26 protein-coding genes and 2 pseudogenes are annotated in these 26,891 nt (G+C 72.5%); 13 read left to right on the plus strand and 15 right to left on the minus strand.

Annotation, left to right across the window (positions count from 1 at the left end):
• Positions 1 to 156: 156 nt before the first annotated feature.
• Positions 157 to 711 (minus strand): TetR family transcriptional regulator C-terminal domain-containing protein, encoded by a 555-nt coding sequence (locus ACGF0D_RS09250; RefSeq protein WP_392914449.1) that lies wholly within the window; start codon positions 709 to 711, stop codon positions 157 to 159.
• 66 nt (positions 712 to 777) lie between these two features.
• Positions 778 to 1,638 (minus strand): enoyl-CoA hydratase/isomerase family protein, encoded by an 861-nt coding sequence (locus ACGF0D_RS09255; RefSeq protein ID WP_392914450.1) that lies wholly within the window; start codon positions 1,636 to 1,638, stop codon positions 778 to 780.
• Positions 1,639 to 1,793: 155 nt separating this feature from the next.
• On the opposite strand from ACGF0D_RS09255, the gene ACGF0D_RS09260 reads away from it, so the two are divergent.
• Both ACGF0D_RS09260 and ACGF0D_RS09265 read left to right on the plus strand, forming a co-directional pair.
• Positions 1,794 to 2,513 carry a hypothetical protein gene (locus ACGF0D_RS09260; protein WP_392914451.1) on the plus strand — a complete coding sequence of 240 codons (720 nt, stop codon included), beginning with the start codon at positions 1,794 to 1,796 and terminating at the stop codon, positions 2,511 to 2,513.
• Positions 2,514 to 2,605: 92 nt separating this feature from the next.
• On the plus strand, positions 2,606 to 3,523 hold the full coding sequence (locus ACGF0D_RS09265) for an alpha/beta hydrolase (protein ID WP_392914452.1): 918 nt from the start codon (positions 2,606 to 2,608) through the stop codon (positions 3,521 to 3,523).
• A gap of 19 nt (positions 3,524 to 3,542) precedes the next feature.
• Here ACGF0D_RS09265 and ACGF0D_RS09270 read toward each other — a convergent pair whose 3' ends face one another.
• From ACGF0D_RS09270 to ACGF0D_RS09280, 3 genes are all read right to left on the minus strand, one after another.
• Complete coding sequence (locus ACGF0D_RS09270; RefSeq protein ID WP_392914453.1) at positions 3,543 to 4,163, minus strand: CGNR zinc finger domain-containing protein; 621 nt, start codon at positions 4,161 to 4,163, stop codon at positions 3,543 to 3,545.
• A 152-nt stretch (positions 4,164 to 4,315) separates the two neighbouring features.
• Positions 4,316 to 5,026, minus strand: a complete 711-nt coding sequence (locus ACGF0D_RS09275; protein WP_392914454.1) for a flavin reductase family protein — start codon at positions 5,024 to 5,026, stop codon at positions 4,316 to 4,318.
• A gap of 20 nt (positions 5,027 to 5,046) precedes the next feature.
• Entirely contained in the window at positions 5,047 to 5,889 is an 843-nt protein-coding gene (locus ACGF0D_RS09280; RefSeq protein WP_392914455.1) for an MBL fold metallo-hydrolase, read from the minus strand.
• 179 nt (positions 5,890 to 6,068) lie between these two features.
• Between ACGF0D_RS09280 and ACGF0D_RS09285 the strand changes: the two genes are divergently transcribed.
• Positions 6,069 to 6,521, plus strand: a complete 453-nt coding sequence (locus tag ACGF0D_RS09285) for a nuclear transport factor 2 family protein (protein WP_392914456.1) — start codon at positions 6,069 to 6,071, stop codon at positions 6,519 to 6,521.
• Between the two features lie 171 nt (positions 6,522 to 6,692).
• On the opposite strand, the gene ACGF0D_RS09290 is transcribed toward ACGF0D_RS09285, so the two are convergent.
• The 3 genes from ACGF0D_RS09290 to ACGF0D_RS09300 are packed head-to-tail and all read right to left on the minus strand — an operon-like array spanning position 6,693 to position 11,277.
• Positions 6,693 to 8,918 (minus strand): haloacid dehalogenase-like hydrolase, encoded by a 2,226-nt coding sequence (locus tag ACGF0D_RS09290; protein ID WP_392914457.1) that lies wholly within the window; start codon positions 8,916 to 8,918, stop codon positions 6,693 to 6,695.
• A 44-nt stretch (positions 8,919 to 8,962) separates the two neighbouring features.
• On the minus strand, positions 8,963 to 10,309 hold the full coding sequence (locus ACGF0D_RS09295) for a cytochrome P450 (RefSeq protein WP_392914458.1): 1,347 nt from the start codon (positions 10,307 to 10,309) through the stop codon (positions 8,963 to 8,965).
• An 11-nt stretch (positions 10,310 to 10,320) separates the two neighbouring features.
• The gene (locus tag ACGF0D_RS09300; RefSeq protein WP_392914459.1) at positions 10,321 to 11,277 is read right to left on the minus strand and encodes a hypothetical protein; all 957 of its coding nucleotides are present in this window, start codon (positions 11,275 to 11,277) and stop codon (positions 10,321 to 10,323) included.
• Between the two features lie 91 nt (positions 11,278 to 11,368).
• On the opposite strand from ACGF0D_RS09300, the gene ACGF0D_RS09305 reads away from it, so the two are divergent.
• The 6 genes and pseudogenes from ACGF0D_RS09305 (at position 11,369) to ACGF0D_RS09330 (ending at position 15,353) form a co-directional block, all read left to right on the plus strand.
• Positions 11,369 to 11,560 carry a hypothetical protein gene (locus ACGF0D_RS09305; RefSeq protein WP_392914460.1) on the plus strand — a complete coding sequence of 64 codons (192 nt, stop codon included), beginning with the start codon at positions 11,369 to 11,371 and terminating at the stop codon, positions 11,558 to 11,560.
• A gap of 6 nt (positions 11,561 to 11,566) precedes the next feature.
• Positions 11,567 to 11,890, plus strand: a pseudogene (locus ACGF0D_RS09310) (flavoprotein); the annotation flags it as partial.
• Positions 11,891 to 12,705: 815 nt separating this feature from the next.
• On the plus strand, positions 12,706 to 13,107 hold the full coding sequence (locus ACGF0D_RS09315; protein ID WP_392914461.1) for a hypothetical protein: 402 nt from the start codon (positions 12,706 to 12,708) through the stop codon (positions 13,105 to 13,107).
• A 209-nt stretch (positions 13,108 to 13,316) separates the two neighbouring features.
• Positions 13,317 to 13,606: pseudogene (locus ACGF0D_RS09320) on the plus strand (ATP-dependent DNA ligase); the annotation flags it as partial.
• A gap of 217 nt (positions 13,607 to 13,823) precedes the next feature.
• A complete protein-coding gene (locus ACGF0D_RS09325; protein WP_049653036.1) occupies positions 13,824 to 14,042 on the plus strand; it encodes a ferredoxin in 219 nt (72 codons plus the stop codon).
• A 93-nt stretch (positions 14,043 to 14,135) separates the two neighbouring features.
• Positions 14,136 to 15,353 carry a cytochrome P450 gene (locus ACGF0D_RS09330; RefSeq protein WP_392914462.1) on the plus strand — a complete coding sequence of 406 codons (1,218 nt, stop codon included), beginning with the start codon at positions 14,136 to 14,138 and terminating at the stop codon, positions 15,351 to 15,353.
• 266 nt (positions 15,354 to 15,619) lie between these two features.
• On the opposite strand, the gene ACGF0D_RS09335 is transcribed toward ACGF0D_RS09330, so the two are convergent.
• On the minus strand, positions 15,620 to 17,356 hold the full coding sequence (locus ACGF0D_RS09335) for an amidase (protein WP_392914463.1): 1,737 nt from the start codon (positions 17,354 to 17,356) through the stop codon (positions 15,620 to 15,622).
• 251 nt (positions 17,357 to 17,607) lie between these two features.
• Here ACGF0D_RS09335 and ACGF0D_RS09340 point away from each other — a divergent pair, with 251 nt between their 5' ends.
• A complete protein-coding gene (locus ACGF0D_RS09340; protein WP_392914464.1) occupies positions 17,608 to 18,609 on the plus strand; it encodes a LacI family DNA-binding transcriptional regulator in 1,002 nt (333 codons plus the stop codon).
• Positions 18,610 to 18,766: 157 nt separating this feature from the next.
• Here the strand turns inward: ACGF0D_RS09340 and ACGF0D_RS09345 are convergent, their stop codons facing one another.
• The gene (locus ACGF0D_RS09345) at positions 18,767 to 19,159 is read right to left on the minus strand and encodes a MerR family transcriptional regulator (protein WP_392914465.1); all 393 of its coding nucleotides are present in this window, start codon (positions 19,157 to 19,159) and stop codon (positions 18,767 to 18,769) included.
• Positions 19,160 to 19,284: 125 nt separating this feature from the next.
• On the opposite strand from ACGF0D_RS09345, the gene ACGF0D_RS09350 reads away from it, so the two are divergent.
• The gene (locus ACGF0D_RS09350; RefSeq protein ID WP_392914466.1) at positions 19,285 to 19,950 is read left to right on the plus strand and encodes a class II aldolase/adducin family protein; all 666 of its coding nucleotides are present in this window, start codon (positions 19,285 to 19,287) and stop codon (positions 19,948 to 19,950) included.
• On the plus strand, positions 19,947 to 20,351 hold the full coding sequence (locus tag ACGF0D_RS09355; protein ID WP_392914467.1) for a carboxymuconolactone decarboxylase family protein: 405 nt from the start codon (positions 19,947 to 19,949) through the stop codon (positions 20,349 to 20,351). Before ACGF0D_RS09350 ends, ACGF0D_RS09355 begins: the two co-directional genes overlap by 4 nt.
• Before the next feature lie 60 nt (positions 20,352 to 20,411).
• Here ACGF0D_RS09355 and ACGF0D_RS09360 read toward each other — a convergent pair whose 3' ends face one another.
• The 5 genes from ACGF0D_RS09360 to ACGF0D_RS09380 form a co-directional block, all read right to left on the minus strand.
• Positions 20,412 to 21,272 (minus strand): amidohydrolase family protein, encoded by an 861-nt coding sequence (locus tag ACGF0D_RS09360; RefSeq protein ID WP_392914468.1) that lies wholly within the window; start codon positions 21,270 to 21,272, stop codon positions 20,412 to 20,414.
• Between the two features lie 8 nt (positions 21,273 to 21,280).
• Positions 21,281 to 22,165 (minus strand): 3-hydroxyacyl-CoA dehydrogenase NAD-binding domain-containing protein, encoded by an 885-nt coding sequence (locus tag ACGF0D_RS09365; RefSeq protein WP_392914469.1) that lies wholly within the window; start codon positions 22,163 to 22,165, stop codon positions 21,281 to 21,283.
• Positions 22,162 to 24,132 (minus strand): acetoacetate--CoA ligase, encoded by a 1,971-nt coding sequence (locus ACGF0D_RS09370; RefSeq protein WP_392914470.1) that lies wholly within the window; start codon positions 24,130 to 24,132, stop codon positions 22,162 to 22,164. Before ACGF0D_RS09370 ends, ACGF0D_RS09365 begins: the two co-directional genes overlap by 4 nt.
• Positions 24,129 to 24,923, minus strand: a complete 795-nt coding sequence (locus ACGF0D_RS09375) for a crotonase/enoyl-CoA hydratase family protein (RefSeq protein WP_392914471.1) — start codon at positions 24,921 to 24,923, stop codon at positions 24,129 to 24,131. Before ACGF0D_RS09375 ends, ACGF0D_RS09370 begins: the two co-directional genes overlap by 4 nt.
• A 357-nt stretch (positions 24,924 to 25,280) precedes the next feature.
• On the minus strand, positions 25,281 to 25,982 hold the full coding sequence (locus ACGF0D_RS09380) for a substrate-binding domain-containing protein (RefSeq protein WP_392914472.1): 702 nt from the start codon (positions 25,980 to 25,982) through the stop codon (positions 25,281 to 25,283).
• 74 nt (positions 25,983 to 26,056) lie between these two features.
• Between ACGF0D_RS09380 and ACGF0D_RS09385 the strand changes: the two genes are divergently transcribed.
• Positions 26,057 to 26,824, plus strand: coding sequence for an IclR family transcriptional regulator (locus ACGF0D_RS09385; protein WP_392880700.1), 768 nt, complete (start codon positions 26,057 to 26,059; stop codon positions 26,822 to 26,824).
• Positions 26,825 to 26,891 lie beyond the last annotated feature (67 nt).

A 26,891-nucleotide genomic window follows, 5' to 3' on the forward strand; every position in this document is an offset into this window, starting at 1 on the left:
GGGGTCGGCCACTACCCCCCCCCCGCAGGCCCGGGCGGCCCTTCCCCCGGGGGGGGGGGGGGGGGCCGGGCCGCCCCCCCCCCCCGGCCCCGGGGGGGGGGCCCCCCCCCCGGGGGCGGGCCCCCCCCACGTCCGTCTTCGGCGCAGGCCGCCGGGTCAGGCGGTCAGCGAATCGAACACGGTGAAGAAGTCGTCCAGCGGCGCGCTGCCGCGGACGACCTTCGCCTGCATGGCCGCCCCCTCCCAGGCGCTCACCAGGAACCGGGCCAGGACCGCGCTGTCCACCTCGCTCGCCAGGGCCCCGGCCGCGCGGGCCTCGTCCAGCGCCGAGGCGAGCGCGGAAGCCCACCGCCCGAGCCTGTTGCCCACTTCGTCCCGGACCATGGGGCTCTGCGTGGACAGCTCCGCCCCGAAGTTGCCGAACATGCAGCCCCGGGTGTAGTCGTACCGCTCCAAGTCCGCTATCAGGTAGGCGAAGTGGCCGCGAATGCGGTCGACGGGCGGAACCGACCTGTCGGCGAGCATGTCCATCCCGCGCGACTCGGCGTAGCGGTGCATGACCTCGACGGCCATGGCTTCCTTGCTGTCGAAGTGGTTGTAGAACGAACCCTTCGGCGTGCCGGCGGTGTCGGTGATGTCCTTGATGCCGATGCCGTTGAAGCCGTGCTCGTGGAAGCGATCGTGCGCGGCTTCGATCAGATGTTCGCGCATGCTGGGTCGCGGCATTGTGCACACTCCTTCTATTGTTTTCAATATGTCCGGTCGTCTTTCGATTTGTCAAACGGTGCGGTCGGCGTCGGGGCGGTGCGGGAACTGCCCCACGGCCTCGCCCAGGTTCCGCTCCAGGTCGCCGGGCGTCTGGAGGCCCCGGCTCGCGAGGTGGTCCAGGCGCGCGCGTGTCTGCGGCAAGGCGATGAGGCCTTGGAATACGGCGGCGTCGGAGCGGACCTGCGCGGGGTCCGCCAGCGTGAGATCGCCGATGGCGCGCTTGGCGGCCCTGACCCCCTCGGGCGGGAAGCCGGCGATGCGCTTGGCCAGGCGCTCGACGAAGCCGTCCAGCTGGTCGTCGGGCAGGGCGCGGTTGATCCAGCCGTAGCGCTCGGCGAGGTCCGCGTCGAAGTCGTCCGCGCCCACGATGGCCTCCACGGCCCGCGCCCGGCCCAGCCGTCGGGTCAGGTGCTGGATGCCGCCGGCGCCGGGCAGGGCGCCGGTCCCGACCTCGAACTGCCCGAAGACCGAGTTCTCCCGCGAGGCGAAGACCATGTCGCAGGCCAGGGCGAGCTCGTTGCCGTCACCGCGGGCCCGACCGCGGACCTTGGCGATGGTGATCACCGGAAGCCGCGCCAGCCTGTGCAGGAACATGCCGAGCGAGGCGTCGCCCGGGCCGCCGGCCTTCGCGGCCTCGGCGGTGTACTGCGGAACGGCCGCGAGGTCCACATGCGCCGAGAAGTACTCGGGGGCGGTGCTGTCGAGGACGACGACCCGCACGTCGCCGGGGTCCGCGTCCAGCGTGTCGACGAGCCCGGCCAGGTCGCGGACCAGGTCGACGCCGATCAGATTGAGCGGGCCGGCGTCGAGGGTGGCGAACAGGACGCCGTCCTCCAGCCGGGTGCGGATCGAGGGGTGGTCGAAGCTCACGATGACTCCCGAAGGTTCATGGATGCGGGCAGTTGCGGCCCGGAGCCCGCCGGGCGAGCCCGCGGAGGACCTCCTTGACACTATCAAGACGACCGGTCATATTTAAGTCCGGTGCATGGTCGCACGGACCATCACCGAAGCCAGGAGGGGTGCGGATGAACACACTGCTCGACGAGGTGCTCGAAGCCCATGGCGGGATGGACCGCTGGCGCCGGTTCACCTCCGTTCGCGCGACGATCGTCAGCGGCGGCGACCTGTTCGCGATCAAGGGACTTCCGCAGGACCCGACGCCCCGCGAGATGACGGTACGGCTGCACGAGGAGCGCGCCTCGGTCGCCCCGTTCGGCGCCCCCGACCAGCGGACCGACTTCACCCCCGACCGCATCGCGATCGAGCGGACCGACGGCACCGTGGTCGCCGAGCGCGCACAGCCGCGCAAGGCCTTCGACGGGCACGTCCTGCAGACCCCATGGGACGCGCTGGACCGGGCGTACTTCAACGGCTACGCCCTGTGGACCTACCTGACCACCCCGTTCCTGCTCGCGATGCCCGGTGTCGAGGTCCGGGAGATCCGGCCCTGGCACGAGGACGGCCAGGAGTGGCGCGCACTGCGCGCGACCTTCCCCGCCTCGATCGCCAGTCACAGCACCGTTCAGGACTTCTACTTCGGCCCGGACCGGCTGCTGCGCCGCCACGACTACCGGGTCGACATCGCCGGCGGCCTCGCCGCCGCCCAGTACGTCCACGACATCGTCGAGGCCGACGGCATCCTCGTGCCCACCCGGCGCCGCGCCTACAACCGCGACGCCGACCTGCGTCCCGTCCCCGGCCAGGTCATGGTCGCCATCGACCTCAGCGACATCCACTTCAGCTGAACCCGGCGCCCGCCGCCGACCAGGCCCCCTCCACCGGGGCCGAACCCTTCCACCGGGGCCGAACCCCGACAAGCCCGAGGAGGCGACTTTCCATGGTCGAACGCAAGGACGTCGAGTTCGAGGCCGACGCGGGGGTGATGCTGCGGGGCCGGCTCCACCTGCCGGACGGGCCGGGCCCCCACCCGGCGATCACGATGGCCCACGGCTACGCCGGGGTCAAGGAGCACGGCCTGGAGCCGTTCGCCCGCACCTTCGCCGAGAACGGGTTCGTCGTGCTGCTCCACGACCACCGCGGCTTCGGGGCCAGCGACGGCCTGCCGCGCCAGGACGTCGACCCCTGGCGGCAGATCGCCGACTGGCGGCGGGCCGTCTCCTACCTGGAGAGCCGGCCCGAGGTGGACCCCGGCCGCATCGGGCTGTGGGGTACCAGCTACGCCGGCGGCCACGCCCTCGTGCTGGGCGCGACCGACCGCCGGCTGCGCGCCGTGGTCGCCCAGGTGCCGACGATCAGCGGGTACGAGCAGGGCCTGCGCCGCGTCGCCCCGGAGGCCGTCGCCGCCCTGGAGCAGGCCTTCGACGAGGACGAGCGGGCCCAGCTGCGCGGCGAGGCTCCGCGCACCCAGGCCGTCGTCAGCGACGACCCCGCGGTGGCGGCGTCCTACCGCACGCGGGAGGCCGTCGACTTCTACCTCCAGCCCGTGCCCGACGGCGCGTGGGAGAACCGGGTCACCATCCGCTCCACCCGCGCGGCCCGCATGTACGAGCCCGGCACCTGGATCGCCCGGGTCTCCCCGACGCCGCTGCTGATGGTGGTCGCCCTCGCCGACACCGTCACCGTGACCGACCTCGCCCTCGCGGCCTACGAACGCGCCCTGGAACCCAAGCGGCTGGAGCTGATCCCCGGCGGCCACTTCGCGCCCTACACCGCCCGGTTCGAGCAGTCGAGCGGCGCAGCGCTGGCCTGGTTCCGGGAACACCTCGGGCGGGCCGGGGAGCCGGGCGCGCCGTGACCGGTACGCGGCCGGGATGTCAGGCCCCGCCCGCCGTGGTGTCTCGCCTGCGCGCGCGGTGCGCGCGCAGGTTCGCGGCGTTGCCGCAGGTGCGTACGTCGTGCCAGACGCCGCTGTTGTTGCGGGACCGGTCGTAGAAGGCGACCGCGCACCGCGGGTTGCGGCAGAGTTTGAGCCGCCGGTCGTCACCGCTGTTCTGGGCCTGCCACAGTGTCAGGAGCAGCGTGGCGACCAGGAAGCCCGCGCCGCCGCCGCGCGGCTCCAGGCGCACCGTGCCGGTGGCGTCGAGCTCCAGCGCGGCCTGTGCGGTCTCCACGACGGGGGATCCGGTGTCCCCGCTCGGCTCCGGCGCTCCGTCGAGCGGCGGCGTCAGGGCGTCGCGCAGTGCCGTGCGCAGGTCGCGGAGCCGGGTCAGGTCCTCCTCGTGGAGGCGCGGCCTGGGGGCGGGCTGCCGTGTCGTGGCCGTCCAGGCGGCCAGCGCCGAGTCCGCCCAGGCCTGTGCGGACTCGGCGTCCGCCAGCAGGTCGGGCCTGCGGGGCCGGCCAGCCGGGAGGGTGTTGAGCAGGTCCTGGACCAGGCCCAGCGGGCCGGGGGCCGACGCGAGCTCGTACCGGCCGGTCGCCTGCCACGTGGCGTCCATGGAACCCATCGCCTTCCTGTCCCGGGGCGGTGACGACCGCCCTCCCGCACGTCGAACGACCGATCCTAGTCGGTCCTTCCCGAGGGCCCGCCGGCCCCGCCCGGACAGATGCACTGCCCTGCCCGGGCGGGGCCGGCCGTGCTGCGCCGGGTTCACTCCCGGACCGCTCCGGAGGCGGACCAGCCCGGTCCGTCGACCGCCGAGTACTCGTCCCCGTGGCGGTCGATCCGCCGCATCCGCCGCGTCGCCCGCTCGGCCATGACCTCGTCGAGCAGCGGGGGGACGAAGGCGTTGTCGACCACGGTGTACTCCGCCGCGAGACGGCCGACGGGGGCGAGCGCGCCGAAGTCGATCCGCCCGTCGACGTAGACGTCGTCGCGGACGTGGAAGCTCACGACCTCCCCCCACACCACGTGGTGCAGTCCGTCCGGGGCGGAGAAGATCTTGTCCACCCTGCATTCCAGGGCGACCGGCGCGCCCTTGACCCGGGGCGGGGTGACCAGCGCGGACGGCTCCTTCTCGACTCCCACCGCGTCGAACTCGTCGACGTCCGGTTCGAACTCGATGGCGCTGCGGTGCAGCGGCATGATCTGCGGGAGCGTCGCGAGGTTCGTGACGAACTCTCCGGTGTCACGGATGTTCAGGAAGCTGTCCTTGAGTGACAGCCCGTCCGACTTGGGCTGGATGGACAGCGAGACCTTGGGGGGCTTGCGCCCCACGCAGGTGAAGAAGGAGACGGGGGCGAGGTTGCCGACGCCGGCCGCCGACTGGGTGCTGATCCACGCGATGGGCCGCGGGATGATGCTGCCGATCAGCAGCTTGTACGCCGCTTTCGCGTCCAGCGTGTGCGAGTCGATGTCCATGGGTGCTCTCTCTTTCCGTCTCAGGCGCCCAGCAGGCCGACGGCGCCGTACCAGACCGGCCCCGGGTTGAGGCGGTCGGGGTGGAGCCGCAGCAGCTCCCGGTAGAAGTCGCGGGCGGTCGGCTTCTGCTCCAGCAGGCGGATCACGTCCCGCAGGTACTGCCGAGTGTCGGCGATCGCCGCGGGGTCGTCCGGCAGCGCGGCGTTCTTGTGGCCGGCGACCACGTGGCGGGGATCGAGCGCCTCGATCACGTCGAGCGCCGCCAGCCAGGACTCCAGTCCGCCCTCCCCGGCCTCCAGGAGGTACTGGTGCACGCCGTTGTAGACGGCGTCGCCGGCGACCACCAGGCCGATCGACGGCACGTGCAGCACCGAGGTGCGGTCGGTGTCCGTGTGGCCGACGTCGACGGCCCGCAGCAGCTCACCCTCCAGCAGGAACCCCTCGTCGGGCACGGGCTCGGCGAGCACGGGGGAGGGCGGGACCCGGCCGGGGAAGTCGACGTCCCACAGGGCCGCCCGCCCCTCGGTGGCCTGCTGGTGCATGACCTCGATCGTGCCCGGGGTCGCGTAGATCCGGGCGTCCGGGAAGCCGGGGAGCAGCGTGGCGGTGCCGAACCAGTGGTCGCCGTGACCGTGGGTGGCGAAGACGTACCGGACCTTCCTGCCGGAGGCGGCCACCCAGTCGCGTACCTGCGCGATCTGGGAGTCCAGGAACGGCGGGTCGACCAGCACCGCCTCCTCCCGCCCGTACACCAGGACGGTGGAGACGGGCGAGGAGACGAGTGGATCGCCGTTCGGGAGGGTCTTTCCGGCGCGCTCCGCGCCGGGTGTGACCAGCACGTCGTAACCGAGGTGGGAAGCCATGGGGCTGTTCCTCCAGCCGGGATGCGGGGGAGTTGCGGTCCGAAACAACCATACAGCTCATGACTCTTTCGTACACTGCATCTGGCGCTTGGAGCTCTCGCATCCATAAGATGCAAAAAGGATTGGTTGGTACTCGCTGTCACGGAAGCGGGACAGGCGGACGATCAGGAGGTCGCGACATGGGTGAATCGACGGCACGGCCGGGCGGGAACACGGCGCCCGGGGTGGAGGGCGGCGTGTGGACACGGGCGTTCGCCGCCCGCGAGGAGGACGCCTTCGCCGACGCCCTCTCCCAGGACGTCGTCCTGGAAGGGCCGACACTGAGCCGGCCGGTCCGAGGACGGGAGGAGGTCGCCCTGATCATGGCAACCGCGAGCAGGGTCTACGAGTCGCTGGTCTTCACGCACGAGGCGCACCACGGCGACCGCACCTACGTCGAGTGGGAGGCGACCGCCCTGGGCGGGACCGCGCTGCTGGGCTCGACCATCCTCGTGCGCGACGGTGAGGGGCGGATCGTCAAAGCGGTCGTCCAGCACCGGCCGCTGCCCGGCCTGCTCGCCTTCTCCGCCGAGATGGGGCGACTGCTGGTGGGACAGGTCGACGGCGACCTGTTCCACCGGCCCGTGGAATGAGCCCGGTTGGACCAGTAGGTGACTCGTCGCCGTCAGCGTCGCGCGTCGAGCGTCGCGAACGGCGGCGCGTCGCGCCGGAGCTCCTGCAGCTGCGGACTGCTCCGGCGCCGTGCCCTCGTCGGCCTCTCGCGCGGCCTCCGGTGGGTTCGTCCCGCTTCCGGGGCGGTCCGGTCACGTCACGCAGGTCAGGGCGAGGAGGACGAAGTTGCCGGTGAGGACGGGGATGGCATAGGGCAGGGGGCGAGGGGCCGCCTGGTCGGTGACGTCCGTGAAGCCCCCGTCCGAATCCTGACGCTCGATGAGATGGGCCACGGCACGGGCGCACACCGCGGCGTGGCCGGAGTCGGCGAGCGCGATCAGGCTGTACGCGGTGCTCGTGGCGTCGCTGGGACGGTCGGGTGTGTGGCCCCAGCCGCCGTCCGGGTGCTGGGTCCGGATCAGCCTGTCGTGCGCGTGGCGGATCGCTTCGGCCGTGCGGTTCGCGGGGCCCGTGTTCAGGCGTTGTGCGGCACGCAGGGCCAGGTGGGCGCGGAACACGGCGTTGGCCTCGGCGAGGCTCCAGCTGCGTTCGTAGGTACCGTCGGGGTGCTGCGCGGAGAGGAGGTGGGCGGTGGCGCGGGTGAGGAGTTCCCGGTGATGGCGGTGGTAGGGGGCGAGGGCGGTGATCGTGGCGGCGGTCATGGCGGCTTCGGACGGCCCGCCGGGCAGGAAGGTGGGCACGCCGCCGTCCGGGCCGGGCATCGTGGCGAGGTAGCCGCGGGCCCGGGTGAGGGGCTCGCGGTAGCGCGCGGGGTCGAGCGCGTGCAGGAACCGCATCGCGTAGGCGGTGTCGTCCACGTCCGTCTGCGTGACACCGCGGGCGTAGCCCCAGCCGCCGGCCGGGGCCTGGAGCCCGGCCAGCTGGTCGCCCATCGTGCGCAGCAGCGCCGGGTCGGCGGCGCCGGATCGGGCGAGGGCCAGCCCGGCGGTGGCGGTGCAGAACACCTCCTCCGCGGCGATGAACGGCAGCCCGCCGTCGGTGTTGCGGCAGGCCAGCAGCGCGGCGATGCCCCGGCGCACGACCGGGTGGCCGGGCCGGACCCGCTGGACGGCCAGGAGGGCCATCAGGTGCGCGAGCACGTTCTGCTCCCACACGCCGTCCGGCCGCGACTCCAGCAGCCGCAGCAGCCGGGTCGCGCCGGGGGAGGAGGGGGCCGGGGCGTCCGGTGCGGCGAGTACCGCCAGTGCGGCGAGCAGCAGCCGGGTCCAACTGGCTTCTGCCTCCGTGTCGTTCGGGACCACGAGGGGGCGAGGTCGAGGCCAGGGCGCGGCGCCGGTGACGGCGAGTATCGCGTGCAGGGCCGCGTTCTTGCGTGCCGAGGTGCCGTGCTCGAACCCCTCCAGGATGCGTCGGATCAGTGCGGTCGGCTCACGGACCGGCCTGCCGTGCAGTACGGCCGCGACGAGGGCCGTGTCGAACTCGCCCGCCGGGCCGGCCGCGGGGGCCGAAGCCGCCCGGGTCAGGAAGCCGGTCAACTTCCTTAGCGCGAGGGGCTCGACGTCCTCCCGGCGGAGCAGTTCCAGCATCAGCGCCGACTCGATGACCCGGCTTCGGCAACGGCCGGCCACCGCCCCGTCGGCACCGACCTGGCGGCTGACGTGCTCCACCAGCCGTGAGCGGGCCGTGGCGGCGGGTCCGTCGTCGAGGTTCCGCCGGGCGGCCGGTGCGGGGTCCGTTCCGCGGAAGCGGGGAAGCAGGGTGGTGCGGTTCACCACGGGCCAGCCACGTGCTTCCGCGTGGTGGCGAAGCGCCGGGGTCGGTTCGAAGGCCAGTGGGGTGCTGACGCGTTCCAGCAGCCGGACGTCGGCGAGGGAGTTCCCGATTGCGAGCGATCCGGGCCAGTCGATCGTGCCGCCCCCGGCGTCAGCCACGAGTTCCTCCGCCACCTCGGGCTTTCGGCCCGCCACGGCCTGGATCCGGCCCGTGCAGCGGTCGGCTGCGACGTCCAGCCGGGTGCCCCGGTACAGGGCGATGCCCAACTCCCGTGCCAGTGCGGCGACGAGCCCGTGCGGGCCGACGGACACCAGTGCCGGGACGAACCCCCGAGCGCGAAGGGCCCGCACCAGGGGGCGGGCGAATGCGAAGACCTGATCGCGGCGCGACGCCCACACCTGGGCCGTCACCTGCTCGACGGCGTCCGCCGGCGCACCCTCCAGCATGGCGCCGAACAGCGCGTAGGCCGCTGCCGCGGTCGCCGGCTGCTCCAACGCGCCCTCCGGCAGGCCGCTCAGGAAGTCCGACAGCGCTCGCCACCCGTCGTCCCGGACCAGCCCCGCTGCCGCCAGCCTGCGCGGCAGTTCGGCTCCGGGGCTCTGCGGCAGCAGCGTGCCGTCCACGTCCAGTACCGCGAGGCGCACGCCGGGCCGGTGCGCGGAACCGGGCCGGCGCGTGGGTATGCCGGTCACCGCGGTTCGGCGATCAGTCGCAGGCCGGCGGGAGTGAGACTGGCGCGCATCACGGGTCGGACCGTGCTCCCGGGGCGAGCGCGCAGGCGCCAGCGCGCGCAGATGGCGGCGACCAGGTGTGCGGCGGCGGTCAGGGCGAACGTGTCCCCGATGCACTTGCGCTTGCCCGCGACGAACGGGATGAACGCCTGGCGCTGGGCGGCGGTCGGTGGGGAGTTCCAGCGGTCGGGGAGGAACCGTTCGGCCTGCGCGAAGACGGACTCGTCGTGCTGGAGTTGGTAGGCGCTGAAGTAGAAGTCCGTTCCGGGCGGGAACGTGTGGCGGTCCAGGGTCACCTCCGCGGTGGAGGCCCTGGTGAGCATGGGGACCGGCGGATAGAGGCGCAGCGCTTCGGTGAGCACGTTGCGCAGATGGGGAAGGTCGCGGAGTCCTCCGGGTTGCCGGGCGGAGGCTTCGGGCGCCGCGTCGATCTCCTCGTACAGCCGCTGCTCGGCGGCGGGATGCCCGGTCAGGAGGAAGAACGTCCAGGCGACGAGGCTCGCGGTGGTCTCGATGCCCGCCAGGAAGAACGTGCAGATCTGGTGGCGGAGGTTCTCGTCGGTGATCGGCAGGTCGGGGCTGTCGGCGCCGGCGGCGAGGAGGGCGGCGAGCATTCCCTCGGCCTCGGGGTCCGCGTGCGCGGCGGCCACGATGCGGTCGGCCGCGGCCCACACCCCGTCACGAGCGCGGGTGAACCGGCGGTTTCCGGGCGTCGGCAGGCTGTTGATCCAGCGGTAGGGGACGACGGTCCGGGTGAAGAGTCCGGCGATCAGCACCGGGAACTGCGCGGCGATCAGCGCCGCTTCGGCGGATTCGACGCTGGGAACGACGGTCCGGCACAGCAATTTCGTCATCATCGCCTGTGCGTCGGCCAGGAGATCGACGGTCCCGCCCGGATGCCACGACGCCGCCAGCGCCTCGGACTCCTCGCGGAAGGCCTGTTCGTAGCGTGCGAGATGGTGAGGCGCGAAGGCGGGCTGGACGATCCGCCGCTGCTGCTGGTGATCGCTGTGCGAGGCCGACGCCAGGCCGTCGCCGAGGAGCTCCCTGACCCGGCTGAAGAATGGCCCGCCCTTGTCGAAGGCATCGACGTGGGTGACGAGCATGCGGTGGACGAGGTCGGGGCGGCAGACCAGGTACGCCTCGCGCGTCCCGGTTCTGACGGTGCGTACGGGTTCGGTGCTGTCGCACTCCCGGAGCCATGCCAGCGGATCGCTCACCAGGGCGAGGCTGTGGCCCAGAAGCGGTAGTGCGCGCGGGGCGAGCGGTGGTCGTGGTGGGGTCGGTGCGGAGGCCGTGGCCATGGTGGCTCCTGTCAGATTTCGAGTTGCTCCAAGCCCGGGATCAGGTCGCCCCAGCCGTATCGGTCGACGTGCAGGTGCCAGTACCAGTACCCGTGCAGGTAGTTCTCGACATGCGGTTTCCGCTCGGGGCCGGCGAGTTCGATGATGCGCCGTTGCGCACGCAAGCCGCTGTCGAGCTTCGCGCGATAGGCGTCCCGGTAGGGGACCCCGTTCCGAATCGATTCACCGTAGATGCTGCTGGCGGTGAAATCCCGACCGTCAAGGGCCTCTTTGTAGAACGAGAGGACATCGTTGATGTCGTTGAGGAACACCACGATCTGGCCCATGGCGGCACCCCAGAAGGCCAGGTTTCCCACGAAGTCCATACAGGGGTCGAGGAACTGCAGGGCCGTGGCGTATGCCTCGCAGAACCCGGACCGGGAGCGAATGTACCCGGTGTCCAGCAAGCCGTCGCGATCCGTGCCGCACTCCGTTTCCAGGAGCACGCCGGTCAGCGCTTCGTGGATGAACGACCGGTATATTCCCAGGAACGCGGGGCTGCAGAAGCCGGCCAGCTCGGTGAACACCAGCTCGGCGTAGTGGCTGAAGCGGGACGCGCGCGGGCCCGGCGTCCTCGGCCCGGCCCCGATGTCCGCGAAGAGCTCCAGCACGCCGCTCCTGCTGCGGCCGCACGTGTCGTCCAGGTGGACCCAGAAGACGTATGCGCGCGCCAGTGCCAGTGCCAGCGCATCGTCGGGGGTGGGGACCAGCAGTTGCTGCATCGCTACGAGGTCCCGAATCAGGGAGGGCGGGCAGCGGAATCCGGCGTCCCGCAGCTCAGTTCCGATCGTGACGGCGCAGAACTCGGCCTGTGGCCGGTCGATGCGCGGAACGCACTTCGCGGCTTCGGCGACGTAGATCCCGAGGATGTCCTCCTCGAGGACCTCCATCACCATTTTCTGATGCTCGGCGTCGGGTATCGCTCGCATGCGCGACAAGCTACTCCTCTCCCGCAGCGGATGATCAACATCCGGATGGGACGGCCGATCATGCATCCGGGATGTCCGGAAACGGTCGTCCGTGGAAAGCGCCGCGGGTGCGGGCAGGTCTTCCGTGACCGGGCGTGGTGTCGGGTCGTCAGTCGATCTCGTACATTCCGATGCCGTCGAGGTAGCGCACCGTGTTGAGGTCGCGCTGGAGCACGGCGTCCACGAGATCATCACGTTCGACGAGCTCTACCAGCGGGCATGCTTCATCGTCGAGGACCGCTGAGTCTTGTTGTTGTTCCTGTCCGAGATCCACCTCGGCCTCGACGAGCGCCTACGGGCCCCGCCCTACGGGCGCGCCCCGACCTTCCTCGCCATGACTGGCTACGAGCAGGTCCGCTCGGTTGTCGCCGCCCTCGCTGGCGATCACGAAGCCGCCGCCCGCGTCGAACTCAGCCTCCCGGAAACGGGAGTGTGCGGCGGAGCTGGCCTCTTCGACGAACCCGAAGCCGCCCAGGGCGGCGGGTGCTGTTCGAGTCCGGCCACCCCGCAGCTGATCACCCTCGGCGCCTCCGGGTCCGGCGCGTCCTTCTCCACCACGGGGGGCGGGTGCTGACATCGCCAATCTGCCGCTCGTTGTGATGCCGTGCGGCGGGCCAGTCGGCCCGGCGCACGGCACCTCTTCTGTTGGCCGCGATCTGCGACCTCGTGCGCTTACTCCTCGGCGGCGGCGTCGCCGTCCAGGAGCTGGCGGATCGCCGTGTACTGCTCTCGGGCGCCCACTCTGGTGAGTCGGCCGGCTGGGCCTCAATCCAGGCGTTGATCGATTTGCTCAAGTCATCACCTGTGCCGACTCCCGCCAGACGGCCTTGGCTTTTACAAACCGAGGCGTTTCCAGAACATCAGCTGACTTTCAGTCAGAACAGTGGATCGCCGCGTAGTCCAGTTGCAGGGTCAGTGGCAGCTGCGGTCGCCGCTCCGGGCGGGTCGTGCGACGGCTGCTGCAGCCGAGACCCGTTGCCCGAACCTTTCGCAGTGCTATAGGAGTTGACCGATGTCGAAGACGGTGGTCACTGGTGCGTGATCGCTCCATCGCTCGGCATGGGAGGCCGCCCGCTCGACGTAGGCCTCGACGGCGTGTCCGCGAGTTTCTGACTGACCATCAGATAATCGATCCTCCAGCCACCTGACCTGACGAAACCGCCACTGACTACCCACGACCCGAGGACCCCAGGAGCACCCGGCCATCGCGCCGGGCCCTCAGCGTGCCCACCGTCCGACAGCAGCCCCGCGACCGCCGGCGCAGGGATCACCCCAGATCAACCGCCCCGAACCGAAACAGGGAAGTTAGAGGAGCAGGACTGGCTGACGATGTCAGTCGAGGTCGCGCCAGGTCCACGCGGCGGCCGGCCGGCCGTCGATCTCATATCCGTGGGCGACGTGATGCCCGTTCGGGAAGGCGAGTCCCGTCTGGTCGGCCCGGTCGGCGAGCCGTCGAGCGGCTTGGCCGGCGCCGAGGCCCCGCAACGTCTCCACGTCCCTGGCAATGTACTTCGGAGAGAACAGGTCCACGTGTTCGGCGGGGTCGCGTGCCAGGAGTTCATTGACGGCGTCATGGGCGCCGACTTGGTGCAGTGCTTCAAGCAGGCGGAAGATGCCGGGGTCGGTGATGTCGGCCTTGCCGGCTGGCTCGCGGCGCACCAGCAGTTCGACCGCTTCGCCGGCCTCGGCGTCGTGAAGGGCCGCCAGTTTGTACGGTTGTCCGTCAGGTCCGCTTTGTGCGCGGTCTCGGACGATTCGCAGGTGCCCGTGCTCTTCCCGGTGCGCTCGTAGGTGAGCGATCCGGTCGCGGCTGAGTTGCCCCGCCGCGTAGAAGGCGCGCTGGTGGCTGATCCGGTCCCCCAGGCGCAGGCCTGAGGCGGTGCGGTTGGGACAACGCCCAGCAGCGGCCCTCCGCGCTCAGGTGGATCTTGGTGGTGCGACCGCCTCGGGACCGTCCGAGGGCCTCGCCGGCCGCCCGGGCGGCCGGCGAGCCGGGGCTCGGCCCGTGGGTGATGCCCGGCAAGACCTTCAAGGGGCTGACCGACCGGACGCTCGCTGGCAGACCGCCGAGTTGCCCGCCCGGGAGACCGCGCGGGACGCCCGGATGGTGCTGGTCCGGCCGGAACTGGTCGTCGAGGTCGCCTTCGACGGCCTCCAGCGCAGCTCCCGCTACCCGGCCGGGCCGGCCCTGCGGTTCGCCCGGGTGGTGCGCTACCGGATGGACAGGACCGCCGCCAAGGCCGACACGGCGGCCTCCGTAGGGGAGTTGGCCACCGCCGAAGGCTTGTGAGGCCGTCCGCGTGGCCGGGTCCGCCGACCCGTCCGGCGACGTACCGCCGATTGAAACGCATTACGCCGCAACGGGGTTCACGCACAGGGACCGAACCGGCCATTCTCGATCCGGCCACCGTACCCCTCCGTAAGCGGACCGGCGACGGCTAGGTTGACCGTGACAACGAGAGGCGGCCGCCGGGCAGCCGGCGCCACCCTGGCGAAAGGTGCCCGACATGCAGGTGAGCGTCGACCGGGACCGTTGCTGCAGCTCCGGCATGTGCGTGACGAACGCCCCCGCGGTCTTCGACCAGGACGAGCGGGACAGTCTTGTGAGGCTTCGTCAGACCGTGCTGCTGCCCGAGCAGTTCGACGACGTCAGACTCGCCTCCGAGCTCTGCCCGGGCCGGGCGATCACCGTCACCGGGGACGAGCCCGCGCGGACCGGGGCCTGACGGACCTCCGCCGCCGGCCCCGCAGGCCGCTGGGCACCTTCCTGGGCTCCCTGAACCCCACGAGGACACCCGCGACGTGAGGAGACTCCCACCTTGACCACCACACCCACCACACCCATCGCCCCCGCCGTCCCGTTGCTGCCGGCCCGGCACTCCGGCGGCTGCCCGTTCGGCCCGCCGCCCGCGTACCCCGAGGCCGCCGCCACCGGGCCGGTGACCAGGGCCGAGCTGCCCGACGGCGACCTCTGTTGGCTGGTCACCGGCTTCGCCGAGGTCCGCACCGTGCTGTCCGACCGCCGGTTCAGTGCCGACATACGCCACCCGGCCTTCCCGCTGCTGGTCGCCGGTGCTCGCGAGCTGATCACCGACAATCCGGACTTCCTGCGGCTCGACGACCCCGAGCACGCCCGCCAGCGCCGCATGATCACCGGGGAATTCCTGGTCAAGCGGGTGGAGGCGCTGCGCCCGGAGATCCAGCGGATCGTGGACGAGGCGCTGGACCGGATGACCGCGGGCCGCACCGAGGCAGACCTGGTCACCGACTTCGCGCTGCCGGTGCCCTCGCTGGTGATCTGCCTGCTGCTCGGCGTGCCGTACGAGGACCACGACCGCTTCCAGAGCCTGAGCCGCACGATGCTCAGCCGGGAGAGCACCGTGGAGCAGCTCCGGGAGGCCCAGGAGGAGGTCCGGGACTACCTGCGCGACCTGACGGCCCGCAAGCGCGCACAGCCGGAGGACGACGCCCTGAGCCGACTCGCGGCGCGGGACGACCTGACCCCGGACGACGTGGCCGGCATGGCCGTGCTGCTGCTGATCGCAGGGCACGAGACGACCGCGAGCATGATCTCGCTGTCGACCGCGCTGCTGCTGGAGCGCCCCGAGCAGATCCCCGGCCTGGCCGACCCGGCCACCCTGCCGGGCGCGGTGGAGGAGTTGTTGCGGCTGCTGACCATCGTGCACACCGGCCTGCCCCGGGTGGCGCTGGAGGATGTGGAGCTGGGCGGCGTCACCGTCCGGGCCGGGGAGGGCGTGATGGCGATGCTCTCCACCGCCAACCGGGACGAGGCGGTGTTCGGCGGCGCCGGCCATCGGGCGACGGACGAGCTGGACCTGGACCGGGACGCCCGGCGGCACCTGGCGTTCGGCTTCGGCGTGCACCAGTGCCTGGGCCAGCCGCTGGCCCGCGCCGAACTCCAGATCGCCCTGGAGACGCTGTTCCGCCGGCTGCCGGGACTGCGGCCGGCCGGCGAGCGCGAGTTCCGTACCGAGTCGTTCATCTACGGGATGCGGTCACTGCCCGTGACCTGGTGAGCGGGGCCCAATGGACAACTCTCACTGGAGTACTGGGCGGAGCTGTCCGGGTGATCATGTGCGGAGCCAGATGACGAGAGCGGCTGCGGTGGCGGTGCCGAGGTAGACGTATCCGCGCTTGTCGTATCGAGCTGGTCGCCCGCGACTCCTCCTGACCGCGGGACCCGTGGGTCGGGGGGCGAGGGAGCCGCGGGGCCGCGCGGCCGGGCGCACGACCGGGGCCCGGGCCGGCAGTGGTGCTGCCGACCCGGGCCCCGAGGCCGTCCTCAGCGCGCCGACAGGCGCGGGGTGCGCGGCGGTTCCGTCCGGCGGCTGCCGGTCGCCTCGAAGGCGGCGCCGAGGGCCAGCAGGGCGTTGTCGTCGTAGGCGCGGCCCGCGAAGGTCAGGCCGACCGGCATGCCGGTGTCCGCCATGGTGCCCATGGGGACGGTGACCGTCGGGATGCCGAGGTGGCGGGGGACCAGGTTGCCGTTGGCGACCCAGACGCCGTTGCGCCAGCCGAGGTCGGCGGACGCCTCGGAGACGTCCATGTCGGCGGGCGCCACGTCGGCGACGGCGGGGAACACCAGCGCGTCCAGGCCCAGTCCGTCCATCCACAGCTCCAGGTCGACCCGGCGGGTCTCCTCCAGCCCGCGCAGCCCCTGCTCCAGGTGCGGCATGTCGGTGAAGGACGCGTACGGGCGCTCCCGCACGAAGCGCGGGTAGTCGCCGACCGAGTCGTCGAAGTTGTCGTAGCGGTCCGGGAGTTCACCCTCGTGCTTGGGGAAGATGCGGTCGCCGTCGACCTCGGCCAGGGTGGCGAGCGCAGGGTCGCCGTTGGCGCGCAGGAAGTCGTCCCAGGCCCAGGCGGAGAGGTCCTCGATCTCCACGGTGAGGTAGTCACGGCCGACCAGGCCGCGGGTGAACAGCGAGGGCGCGCCGGGGCGGTCGGACTCGTAGTTGGTCACGACCGGGAAGTCGACCTCGACGACCTCGGCGCCGACCGCCTCCAGGTCGCGCCGGGCGGCGTTCCACAGGTCGATCACCGAGGGGCGGGTGTCGATCCGCCGGCCGGTCTGCCCGCCGATGCCGCCCTCGGGGTTGGTACCGGCGTCGGGGTCGGCGTTGATGTACATCCGGGGGACGCCGACGCGCTTGCCGGCCAGCGTGGCGCGCGCCGCCGCAGGGTCGGCGGGTGCGAGCGCCGGGTACGAGGCGGGGCGGACCCGCGAGGCGGCGGGCAGCCGCACCCAGGGCTGGGCGCGCCAGAGGTCGCCGCGGGTCTCCGGGTCGTCGCCGACCACGACGTCGAGCAGTTCGAGCAGGTCGGCCATGGTGCGGGTGTGCGGGACGACGACGTCCATGGTCGGAACGAGCGGCCAGTTGCCGCGCACCGAGATGACGCCGCGGCTGGGCGTGTAGGCGCACAGCGCGTTGTTGGAGGCGGGCGCCCGGCCCGAGGACCAGGTCTCCTCGCCGAGGCCGAAGGCGCCGAAGGACGCGGCCGTCGCGGTGCCGGAGCCGTTGGAGGAGCCGGAGCCGTAGGCGCTGGTGAGCCAGTCGGCGCTGTACGGGCTCTCCGCGCGGCCGTACACGCCGCGCTGCATGCCGCCGTTGGCCATCGGCGGCATGTTGGTCAGGCCGATGAGGACGGCCCCGCCGGCGCGCAGCCGCTCGATGGCGAAGGCGTCGCGCTGGGCGACGAGGTGCTCGAAGGCCGGCGAGCCGGCCGCGGCGGTCAGGCCCTTGGCGAGGTAGCTGTCCTTGGCGGTGTACGGGATGCCGTCCAGCGGGCCGAGGGTCTCGCCGCGCGCGCGGCGGGCGTCGGAGGCCTCGGCCTCGGCACGGGCGTCCGGGTTCATCACGACCATCGCGTTGAGCGCGGTGGCGGTGCCCGGCCGGTCGTACGCGTCGATCCGCGCGAGGTAGGCGTCGAGCAGGCCGACCGCGGTGGTCTCGCCCTTCTCCAGCGCCGCGCGCAGCTCGGCGATACCGGTCTCCACAACATCGAATCCGCGCGTCATGCGGGTGTCTCCTGGAAGGTCGGGTCGGGGTGTGCGAACCGCCGGTCGGGCGGTTCGCGGTCGGCGTGCGTCCGGTCGTGCGTCTGGTTGTGCGTCTGGTCATGCGTCCGGTCGTACGGCCGGGTGCGGAGCTCGGCAGCTGGTGCTGGAACGTTCCAGCGATTGCACCTTACGTACTGCTGGAACGTTCCAGCAAGGCGGCGGGAGCCGGAATGGGGATCGGTGTGGGGCTGGGTCTAGACTTCCGGGCTGTGACCAGCCGCTCCGTGACCCTGATCGACGTGGCCCGGGCGGCCGGGGTGTCCAAGAGCACCGCCTCCAACGCGCTGGGCGGCTCCGGCCGTGTCGCCGGGACCACGCGGGAGCGGATCCGGGAGGTGGCCCGGGAGCTCGGCTACCGGCCGAACACCGCGGCGCGCAGCCTGCGTCGTTCCAGCACGGGCGCGATCGGGCTGCACCTGCCGCGCACGGCGACCCGCCTGGACTACTACATGAACCTGGCGTTCGGCGCGGTCGAGCGGGCCAGGGAGGACGGTCTGGACCTCGTCCTCCTGGCCCCCGGAACGGCATCCGGCGGCAGGCTCGCCTCCCGGGTCGACGGCCTGCTGGTGATCGACCCCGAGGTCGACGACCAGACCGTGCCGGACCTGCTGAACGCGGGGGTGCCGGTTGTCACCGGCGAGCGCCACCTCGGCGGGGGAACCGCGCCGAGCGGCGCGGTGGTGTGCGACAACGCGGCCTCGCTGCTCGCTCTGCTGGACCACCTCGCCGAGCGCGGCGCCCGCCGCCCGGCGCTGCTGGTGCCCGGCCCGGCTTCGGACTGGGCGGCGGCGCTGCGGGGCGCCGCGCGGACCTGGAGCCACCGGAAGGGCGCCGAGGTGATCGTGCGGACGGTGCCGTTCGCGGCGACGCCGGCCGAAGTCGAGGCCGTCACCGCGGACCTGGTCGCCGGCGTCCCGGGTCTGGACGCGGTGGTCAGCGCCCCCGACGGCGCGGTAGTCGGGGTGCTCGCGGCCGCGGCGCGGGCCGGCCTGCGCCCGGGGACCGATCTGCTGGTGGCGGCGTGTGTCGACGGCGCCGCCGCACGCGGATCCGGCCCGCCGGTGACGGCGGTCGACCTGCGGCCCGCGGACTACGGCCGGGCCTGTGCGGCCCTTCTCGGTGACCTGTTGGCCGGGACGACCGAGCCCGGCACCGTCCGTCGCCATGACTGGACGCTGAACGTCCGGGCGTCCACGGCCGGCCGGGCCTGATACCGGTTCACGCGTCCCTTCGAGCCGCCGGTGCGGGGCATGGGCGAGCACGGACCGGAGCAGTGGACGGGGAGTGATCCCGCGCGGCCGGTTCGCCCCGACTGCGAGGCGGGGCGAACCGGAGGACGGAACTCGCTGGGAGCCCGGGACCCGCGGTTCACGGTGCCGGATCCGCCACTCGCCACTGCGCCATCTGCTCCCGGAACTTCGGGCAGATGACGATGTCCTTCTCGCCGCATCTGAGGGCGTGGGTCAGGAGCTGCTGTGCGTGGTCGAGATCGACCATCAGTTGCCGGATCTCGGTGAGCTTGGCGCGGATCATCGCGTCCCGGCGTTGTTGCTCCTGTTGGAACTCCTTGATCTCGGCCAGGCTCAGCCCGGCCTGCTGGCACGTGCGCAGGACCGTGATCCGCTCGGCGGCCTCAGGCGGGTAGCGCCGTTGCCCGCTCTCACGCTCGGGCGCGGGCAGCAGGCCGTGGCGCTCCCAGTACCGGATGGCCGACGCGGGCACCTTGGTGATCTCGGCGAGTCTGCCGATCGTGACGCGCACGTTCCGTTTCCCCTGCTCCTCGTCGATCCGGGCATTTGACTTGAACCTTAGTTCAAGCAGAAGAGTGGCCGGCACGTGGAAGGCGGCGAACGAGAGCCGCCGGCAACACACTTGGAGAAACCGCCATGAGTGACAGGAACGTACGGGAAGAGCGCGCCGACCAGCTGGTGGAAGCCGCGGAGAGGCTGTTCGCGGCCGGGGTGATGTCCCACTCCGGGCACGCCAACCTCAGCGCCAGGCTGGACGGCGAGCGTCTCCTGCTGACGCCGGGGTTCGTCCGCGGTCTGAGGCCCGAAGAGTTGGCGACCGTCGGTTTCGACGGGCAGGTCCTCGACGGTGAACTGCGGTCCGTCAGCGCCGAGATCATCGCCATGCACAGCGCCGTGTACGAGGCCCGGCCCCAGGTGGGCGCGATCATCCACACCCACTCGCCCGCCGCGACCGCCTTCGCCGTGGCGCACCGTCCCCTGCCCTGCCGCACGGAGCCGATGCTGCGCTTCGGGCAGGCCGAGGAGGTCCCCGTGGTGCCCTGGGGACCCCGCGGATCGGACGTGTCGGTGCGCGGCATCGCCGACGTGCTGCGACGGCGCCCGACGACGGCGGCCGTCCTGCTGGCCAACCACGGCCTCCTCGTGTTCGGCCCCGACGCCGCGGCCAGCGCCCACCTCGTGGTGGCGATCGAGGAGAGCGCCGAAGCCGAGATCGCCGCCGCGGCGATCGGCGGGGCCGTGGACTTCCCTCCGGGTGCCCAGGAGGCCGTGCGCGCCTCGATCGCGCGGGTCGCGTCATGACGGACGACACCCTCGCCTCCCGCACCGAGGCCGTACGCGACCGCTACCGCGCCACCCTCGGGACCGTCCCCGGCGGGGTGCGGGAACGGCTGCGCCTGGCCGGGCAGTTCGACCGGTTGCCGACCGAGGAGGCGATCGCGGGACTGCGCCACATCGTGCTGACCGACAGCCCGCTCGGAGCGCGGGTGCAGCAGCTCGTCCACTTCGGGCAGCTGCTGGCCCTCGGCCGGGAACACCCCGCCCGGATCCACGCCCGGGGCGCGCTCCACGCCGGAGCGGGCATCGCCGAGCTCATCGGCGTCGCCGAGACCGCGCTCATCACCGCGGGCGTGCCGGCGTACGCGCTCGGCACCGAGATCATCGCCGAACTCCTGCCGCGCGCGGACGACGGGGAGGGGTGACCGTCGGACCTGCGGCCGCGGGAGGCCGCGGCCGCGGTGACGGCTCGGCCGTGGGCGTCGTCAGAGGGCCAGGACGCGGACGGCGTTCTCCTTGAGGATCAGGGGGCGGACCTCCGGCTTGATGTCGAGGGCGTCGAAGTCCGCCAGCCAGCGGTCGGGCGTGACGACGGGGAAGTCCGAGCCGAACAGCACCTTGTGCCGGAGGAAGGAGCCGGCCGCCTTCACGAGCTGCGGCGGGAAGTACTTCGGCGACCACCCCGACAGGTCGATGTAGACGTTGGCCTTGTGCGTGGCGATGGAGATCGCCTCGTCCTGCCAGGGCACCGACGGGTGTGCCAGGACGATCGTCAGGCCGGGGAAGTCGGCGGCGACGTCGTCCAGGAGCATCGGGTCGGACCAGCGCAGCTTGATGCCGCGCCCGCCGGGCAGGCCCGCGCCGATCCCGGTCTGCCCGGTGTGGAACAGGGCGGGGACACCGAGTTCCTGGATGGCCTCGTAGAGCGGGTAGTGCTCGCGGGCGTTCGGCGCGAACGCCTGGAGGCTCGGGTGGAACTTGAAGCCGCGGACGCCGTGGTCGAGGACGAGCGAGCGGGCCCGGGCGACGGCGTCCGGGCGGTGCGGGTCGACCGAGCCGAACGGGATGAGGACGTCGCGGTGGGCGGCCGCCGCCTCGGCGATCTCCTCGCTGGACAGGGCGGGGTGGCCCAGGCCCGTGGTGGCGTCCACCGTGAAGATCACGGCGGCCATGCGGCGCTCACGGTAGTACGCGGCCAGGCGCTCCACGGTCGGCGTGCGGTCCTGGCCGGACCTGAAGTAGGCGGCCGAGGCGTCCATCAGCTCCGCGTCGAGCGCGAGACGGCCGTGGGCGTCCTGCTCCACGTGCACGTGGAAGTCGATGGCGATCGGATCGGTGGGGTTCATCGGAGTGCTCACAGGTGGTCGGTCCGGTTCTTGGCGTCGAGGAGGAGGGAGAGGAGGGCGTCGCGTTCCGCGACGAGGTCGGCCTCCGCGGTCCCGGCCAGCTCGTCGCTGACGCCTTCGGTGATCGCGCGCGTCAGCTCGGGGGTGAGGCGCGGTGCGCCGAGGTCGGCCCACCACTCCTCCATGGGCGGGCCGAGGTGCTCCAGGACGTGCGCGATGCCGCCAGCACCGCCCGAGAGGTGCTGGTTGAGGAAGGGCCCGAGCAGCGCCCAGCGCAGGCCGGGACCGTGGGCGATGGCCGCGTCGATGTCGGCGACGCTCGCCGCGCCCCGCTCGACGAGGGAGTACGCCTCCCGCCAGAGCGCGGCCTGGAGCCGGTTCGCGACATGGCCGGGCAGTTCCCTGCGCAGCCGGATCGGGTGGCGGCCCAGGCTGCGGTAGAAGCCCATGGCCTCTTCGACGGTGGCCTCACCGGTCCGCTCGCCCGGCACGACCTCGACCAGCGGGATGAGGTGGGGCGGGTTGAACGGATGCCCCACGAGGACCCGTTCGGGATGGGCCGCGCAGGCCCGCTGGATCCGCGACGGCGGCAGCCCGGAGGAACTGCTCGCCAGGATCGTCCCCGGCGGGGCCGCGGCGTCGAGGACGGCGAAGACCTCGTCCTTCAGCTCGGGACGCTCCGGGCCGTTCTCCTGGACGAAGCCGGCGTCCGCGACGGCCTCGGCGAGGTCAGGGGTGAACGACAGCCGGCGCTGGTCGGCGGAGACGGCCGCCCGGAGCCGCTCCTCCGCGCCGGGCGCGGGATCGCTGGCGACGACCTCGTGCCCGTGCAACAGGAAGAGCGTGGTCCAGGAGGCCCCGATGACCCCGGTGCCGACGACGGCGACCCTCACGACGCGCTCCCGTGCCCGGTGCCGGCGGCCCGGCCGGCGGCGTATGCGACGAACGCGGTCAGCGAACGGGGGTCGGCGAGGACGTCGGTGCTGGCGACGGACTCGGGACGCGCGCCGAGGAGGATCCGCTTGACCGGCACCTCCAGCTTCTTGCCGGTGCGGTTGCGCGGGATGGCCGGCACCCGCTCGATGACGTCCGGGACGTGCCGCGGCGACAGCGCCGACCGCAGCGCGCGGGCGATCCTCGTGCGCAGGGCGTCGTCCAGCTCCGCAGGGCCCGCGACGAAGAGCAGCAGCTCCCCGTTGCCGCCCTCGGGGTCCTCGATGTGGACGACGAGACTGTCCTCGACCTCGGGCAGGTCCTCGACGACGGCGTAGAACTCGGCGGTGCCGAGCCGGACCCCGCCCCGGTTGAGGGTGGCGTCGGAGCGGCCGGCGACGACGCAGTGGCCCTCGGGGGCGAACCGCACCCAGTCGCCGTGCCGCCACACGCCCGGGTACTCCTCGAAGTACGCGGCCCGGTAGCGGGAACCGTCGGTGTCGCCCCAGAAGCCGACGGGCATCGACGGCATCGGCTCGGTGATCACCAGCTCGCCCAGCTCGCCGACGACCCTTCGGCCCTCGCTGTCGTAGGCGTACGCGGCGACCCCGAGGCAGGGGCCGGAGATCTCTCCGGCGCGCACGGTCTGGAGCGGGCTGCCCTGGAGGATGCCGGTGCAGACGTCGGTGCCGCCGCAGCCGACGTTCAGGAGGACCCGGTCCCCGAACTGCTCGGCCACCCAGCGGAAACCGTCGGCGGCGAGCGGGCTGCCCGCCGCGCCGAGCTGCCGCAGCCGCGACAGGTCGAACTCCTCGGCGGGCCGGATCCCGGCCTTGCGGCAGGCCATGAGGTAGCCGGGGCTCACGCCCATCAGCGTCGCCCCGGTCTCCTCCGCGATCCGCCACTGTTCCCGCAGGTCGGGGTGGACCGGATTGCCGTCGATCATGACGATCGAGGCGCGGACGAGCAGCGCCGAGACCAGGGTGTTCCACAGCATCCAGGCGGTCGTGCTGAACCAGAGCATCCGGTCGCCCGGCCCCAGGTCCCAGCTCAGCGCGTTGTTCTTCAGGTGCTCCAGGAGGATCCCGCCGTGCCGGTGGACGATCGCCTTGGGGATGCCGGTGGTGCCCGAGGAGAAGAGCACGAACAGCGGATGGTCGAACGGCACGGCCTCGAAGGACAGTTCGGCCGGTTCGGCCAGCAGCTCCGTCCAGCCCAGCGCGTCGGGGAGGGCGTTCGGTCCGTACGGGACGTGGACGACCCGCTCCACACCGGGCAGCAGGGAGGCGATCTCCGCCACCTCGGTACGGCGGTCGATGTCGCGGTCCCCGTAGCGGTATCCGGCGACGGTCAGCAGCACCTTCGGTTCGAGCTGGGCGAACCGGTCGACCACGCTGCGCGGGCCGAACTCCGGAGCGCAGGCGGCCCAGAGCGCGCCGATGCTCGCGGTGGCGAGGAAGGCCACCAGCGTCTCCGGGATGTTCGGCAGGTAGGCGACGACCCGGTCGCCCCTGCGGACGCCGAGGCGCAGCAGCCCGGCGCGTGCCCGGGCGACCTGGTCGCGGAGTTCGCCGAAGGTCAGCTCGACGGGCGCCCGGGTCTGGGAGCGGGCGACCAGCGCGACGGCGTCGAGGTCCTCCTCGCGGCCGAGCGCGTGTTCGGCGTAGTTGAGGGTCGCGCCGGGGAACCACTCGGTGTCCGGCATGGACCTGCGGCCCAGGGCGGCCGTGGGCGGGGTGTGGGGGCGGACGTCGAAGAACTCCCAGACCGACGACCAGAAGCCGTCCAGATCGGTGACGGACCACTGCCACAGGCTGTCGTAGTCCGCGAAGCCCAGCTGCCGCTCCGACTCCAGCCAGCGGAGGTAGCGGCCGATCTCCGAGTCGTCCCTGACCGCCGGGCCGGGGGTGCTGAGGATCTCGCTCATCGGGCGTCCTTCCCGTGGGAGTCCTGTCCGGCGGAGACCTTCGCGGCGCGGCCGTCCAGGAACGCCCGCATCCGCTCCTGGGCGTCGCGGCTGCCCGCGGCGACGGCCGACATGAGGGATTCGAGCAGCAGGCCGCCGGCGGGCGACGCCTCGGCGATCCGGGGGAGCGCCTGGAGGACGGCGAAGTTGGTCAGGGGGGCGTTGGCCGCGATCCGCTTCGCGAGTTCCAGGGCCCGGGCCCGCGCCCCGCCCTCCTCGGTCAGGTACTGCGAGAGGCCGGCGGCCTGGCCCTCCGCGGCGTCGAGGACGCGGCCGGTGAGCATCATGTCCGCCATCCGGTGCGCGCCGATCAGCCGGGGGATCCGGACCGAGCCGCCACCGCCGACGAAGAGTCCGCGCTGTCCCTCGGGTAGCGCGTAGAAGGTGGACGGCTCGGCCACGCGGATGTGCGCGGAGGCCGCGAGCTCCAGGCCGCCGCCGATCACCGCGCCCTTGAGCGCGGCCACCACGGGGACGCGCCCGCCCTCGATGGTGTCGAAGACGCGGTGCCACATGAGCGAGTGCTCCAGCGCCTCCTCGGTGGAGCGCTCGGTCAGCTCGCCGAGGTCGAGCCCGGCCGAGAAGTGATCGCCTTCGGCGTCCAGGACGACGGCGCGGACGTCCGCGCCCGGCTTCCGGAAGAACTCCTCGACGCGCAGCACGGTGGCGTCGTCGAGGGCGTTGCGCTTGGCGGGGCGACGGAGTGTCAGCACCGCCACCCCGTCGCGGTGTTCGATGGAGATCGTGCTCAAGGGAAGGCTCCTCAATTCGCTGGCGGTCGGGCACCGCGGATGCACCTGCCCGTACCGGGGCAGGGGGGATGGTCCGGCCGGGGTGGACCTCGTCGTCCGCCGCCGTCCGGTGCGGGCGGCGGCGGGCACGTGACGCCGACCGTCGACGAGGTGTACGACCGCCGGCAGGCGCAGGCCGACCACCCCGGCCATCGAGCCCGGGCCGATCCCGATGCTGCTGGTGGCGGCGGGGGTGGGGGAAGTGCGAGTCATGAAACCGGGGGCGACATGAAACGTCAATGCTGTTGTCATAAGAAGACCGGGGTCGGCGGCCGGACGACCGTCCGCCGACCCCGGTCGCCGCCTCGGAGCGCCGCGTCAGCTCTGCTGCCCGAACGCCCGCATGCCCCTGGCGCGGGCGATCCCCGACGCCGCGTCGGAACCGAGGAGGTCGAGGACCTCGCGGGCACGGTCCGGTCGGACGGAGGAGGCCAGTACGGCGCCGCCGAAGACCGAGTCGATCCTGGTGTCGCCCGGCAGCGGGCCGACGACGACGACGCCTGGCAGGTCCATCAGCTCGCTGTGCTGCTGGAAGGCCAGGTCGGCCCGGCCGGACGAGAGCAGGCTGCCGGCGGGCACCCCCGCCGGTGCCTGGACGAGCCGGTCCGACAGCGCGTCGGCAAGCCCCAGCCGGGTGACCAGTGCGACGAGAGCCGTCCCGCTGGGACCGGTGGAGTACGCGATCCTCGCCGCGGACAGGAGAGCGGCTCGCAGGTCGGATTCCGCGTCGAAGGCCGGAACCGGCGTTCCGTCCGGGACGGCGGCGACGACCTGGGAGACCCACAGCGGGCGCGCCGTGCCCCCCAGGAGGTGCCCCTCCTCCTCCAGTTCGGTCAGTGCTCCCTCGGCGAGGACGAGCAGATCGGCCTCGGCGCCCTCGCGCACCCGCCGAGCGATCTCGACCCCGCCGGCGGAGTCGAAGCGCACGGCGGTGCCGTGGGTGTGTCGGATGTGTTCGGAAAGGTCGGTCAGGATCGGCCGTGTCGCCATCGAGGACAGCCCGGAGATCTCCTGGTTCACATCGCCTCCTTGAGTTCGGCAGATGGTACGACGTGCGATCAGGGGGCCCGACGCCGGTCTGCGACACTGGCCGGATGAGCACAACCCGAAGTACGGCAGCCGGCAAGGTCCTTGAGGTCCTCTCGACCTTCGACCGTGAGCACCCGTCGCAGACACTGTCGGAGATCGCTCAGCGTACGGGCATGGCCTTGAGCACCACGCACCGAGTGATCACGGAGCTGGCGGGGTGGGGAGCGCTCGAGCGCGCGGAGGACGGGTCGTGGCACGTCGGGCTGCGCCTGTGGGAGATCGCCTCGGGGTGTCCCCGGACCCAGATCCTGCGCGATTCGGCGCTGCCGTTCATGCAGGACCTCTACGAGGCGACCCATGAGAACGTCCAGCTCGCGGTGCGCGAGGGCACGGAGCTGGTCTTCGTGGAACGGATCGCGGGGCACCGGTCGGTGGAGGTGGTCACGATGGTCGGGTCCCGGTTCCCCGTCGTCTCCACCGGGATGGGGCGGGTGCTGCTGGCGCACGCGCCCCGGGAGATCCAGGAGGAGGTGCTCGGATCGCCGCTCCGGGCGTGGACCCCGCACACCGTCACCGACCCGAAGGCGCTGCGGGCGCAGCTGGACCGGATCCGCCGCGAGCAGGTCTTCGTCAGTGACCGGCAGCTCTCGGAGCGCTCCGTCGCGGTGGCCGCGCCGGTGCGGATCGGCCGGTCCGGCCCGGTGAGCGCCGCCTTGGGGATCGTCGTCGCGGCGCGGGGCGCGAGCCGGGCGCGCGGGCTGCGCGAGCCGCTGCTGAGGGCGGTGCGGGGGATCTCCGAGGAACTCGGCAGGCGGGCCCGGACGGCGGTCTGAAACCCGGGGCGGTTTCCGCCTGACGGAAAGGGGGGCGACCGGTCGAGGGCCCGGATGCGAGCGTTCG

Origin of the sequence: Kitasatospora sp. NPDC048298, assembly GCF_043201465.1 — a bacterium.
Classification (GTDB): Bacteria; Actinomycetota; Actinomycetes; order Streptomycetales; family Streptomycetaceae; genus Kitasatospora.

Excerpts from the sequence above, each read along its gene's own strand:
- ACGF0D_RS09250 (WP_392914449.1), bottom strand. The coding sequence starts at position 711 with ATGCGCGAACATCTGATCGAAGCCGCGCACGATCGCTTCCACGAGCAC.
- ACGF0D_RS09260 (WP_392914451.1), top strand. The coding sequence starts at position 1,794 with ATGAACACACTGCTCGACGAGGTGCTCGAAGCCCATGGCGGGATGGAC.
- ACGF0D_RS09265 (WP_392914452.1), top strand. The coding sequence starts at position 2,606 with ATGGTCGAACGCAAGGACGTCGAGTTCGAGGCCGACGCGGGGGTGATG.
- ACGF0D_RS09270 (WP_392914453.1), bottom strand. The coding sequence starts at position 4,163 with ATGGACGCCACGTGGCAGGCGACCGGCCGGTACGAGCTCGCGTCGGCC.
- ACGF0D_RS09275 (WP_392914454.1), bottom strand. The coding sequence starts at position 5,026 with ATGGACATCGACTCGCACACGCTGGACGCGAAAGCGGCGTACAAGCTG.
- ACGF0D_RS09280 (WP_392914455.1), bottom strand. The coding sequence starts at position 5,889 with ATGGCTTCCCACCTCGGTTACGACGTGCTGGTCACACCCGGCGCGGAG.
- ACGF0D_RS09285 (WP_392914456.1), top strand. The coding sequence starts at position 6,069 with ATGGGTGAATCGACGGCACGGCCGGGCGGGAACACGGCGCCCGGGGTG.
- ACGF0D_RS09295 (WP_392914458.1), bottom strand. The coding sequence starts at position 10,309 with ATGGCCACGGCCTCCGCACCGACCCCACCACGACCACCGCTCGCCCCG.
- ACGF0D_RS09300 (WP_392914459.1), bottom strand. The coding sequence starts at position 11,277 with ATGCGAGCGATACCCGACGCCGAGCATCAGAAAATGGTGATGGAGGTC.
- ACGF0D_RS09325 (WP_049653036.1), top strand. The coding sequence starts at position 13,824 with ATGCAGGTGAGCGTCGACCGGGACCGTTGCTGCAGCTCCGGCATGTGC.
- ACGF0D_RS09335 (WP_392914463.1), bottom strand. The coding sequence starts at position 17,356 with ATGACGCGCGGATTCGATGTTGTGGAGACCGGTATCGCCGAGCTGCGC.
- ACGF0D_RS09350 (WP_392914466.1), top strand. The coding sequence starts at position 19,285 with ATGAGTGACAGGAACGTACGGGAAGAGCGCGCCGACCAGCTGGTGGAA.
- ACGF0D_RS09355 (WP_392914467.1), top strand. The coding sequence starts at position 19,947 with ATGACGGACGACACCCTCGCCTCCCGCACCGAGGCCGTACGCGACCGC.
- ACGF0D_RS09360 (WP_392914468.1), bottom strand. The coding sequence starts at position 21,272 with ATGAACCCCACCGATCCGATCGCCATCGACTTCCACGTGCACGTGGAG.
- ACGF0D_RS09370 (WP_392914470.1), bottom strand. The coding sequence starts at position 24,132 with ATGAGCGAGATCCTCAGCACCCCCGGCCCGGCGGTCAGGGACGACTCG.
- ACGF0D_RS09385 (WP_392880700.1), top strand. The coding sequence starts at position 26,057 with ATGAGCACAACCCGAAGTACGGCAGCCGGCAAGGTCCTTGAGGTCCTC.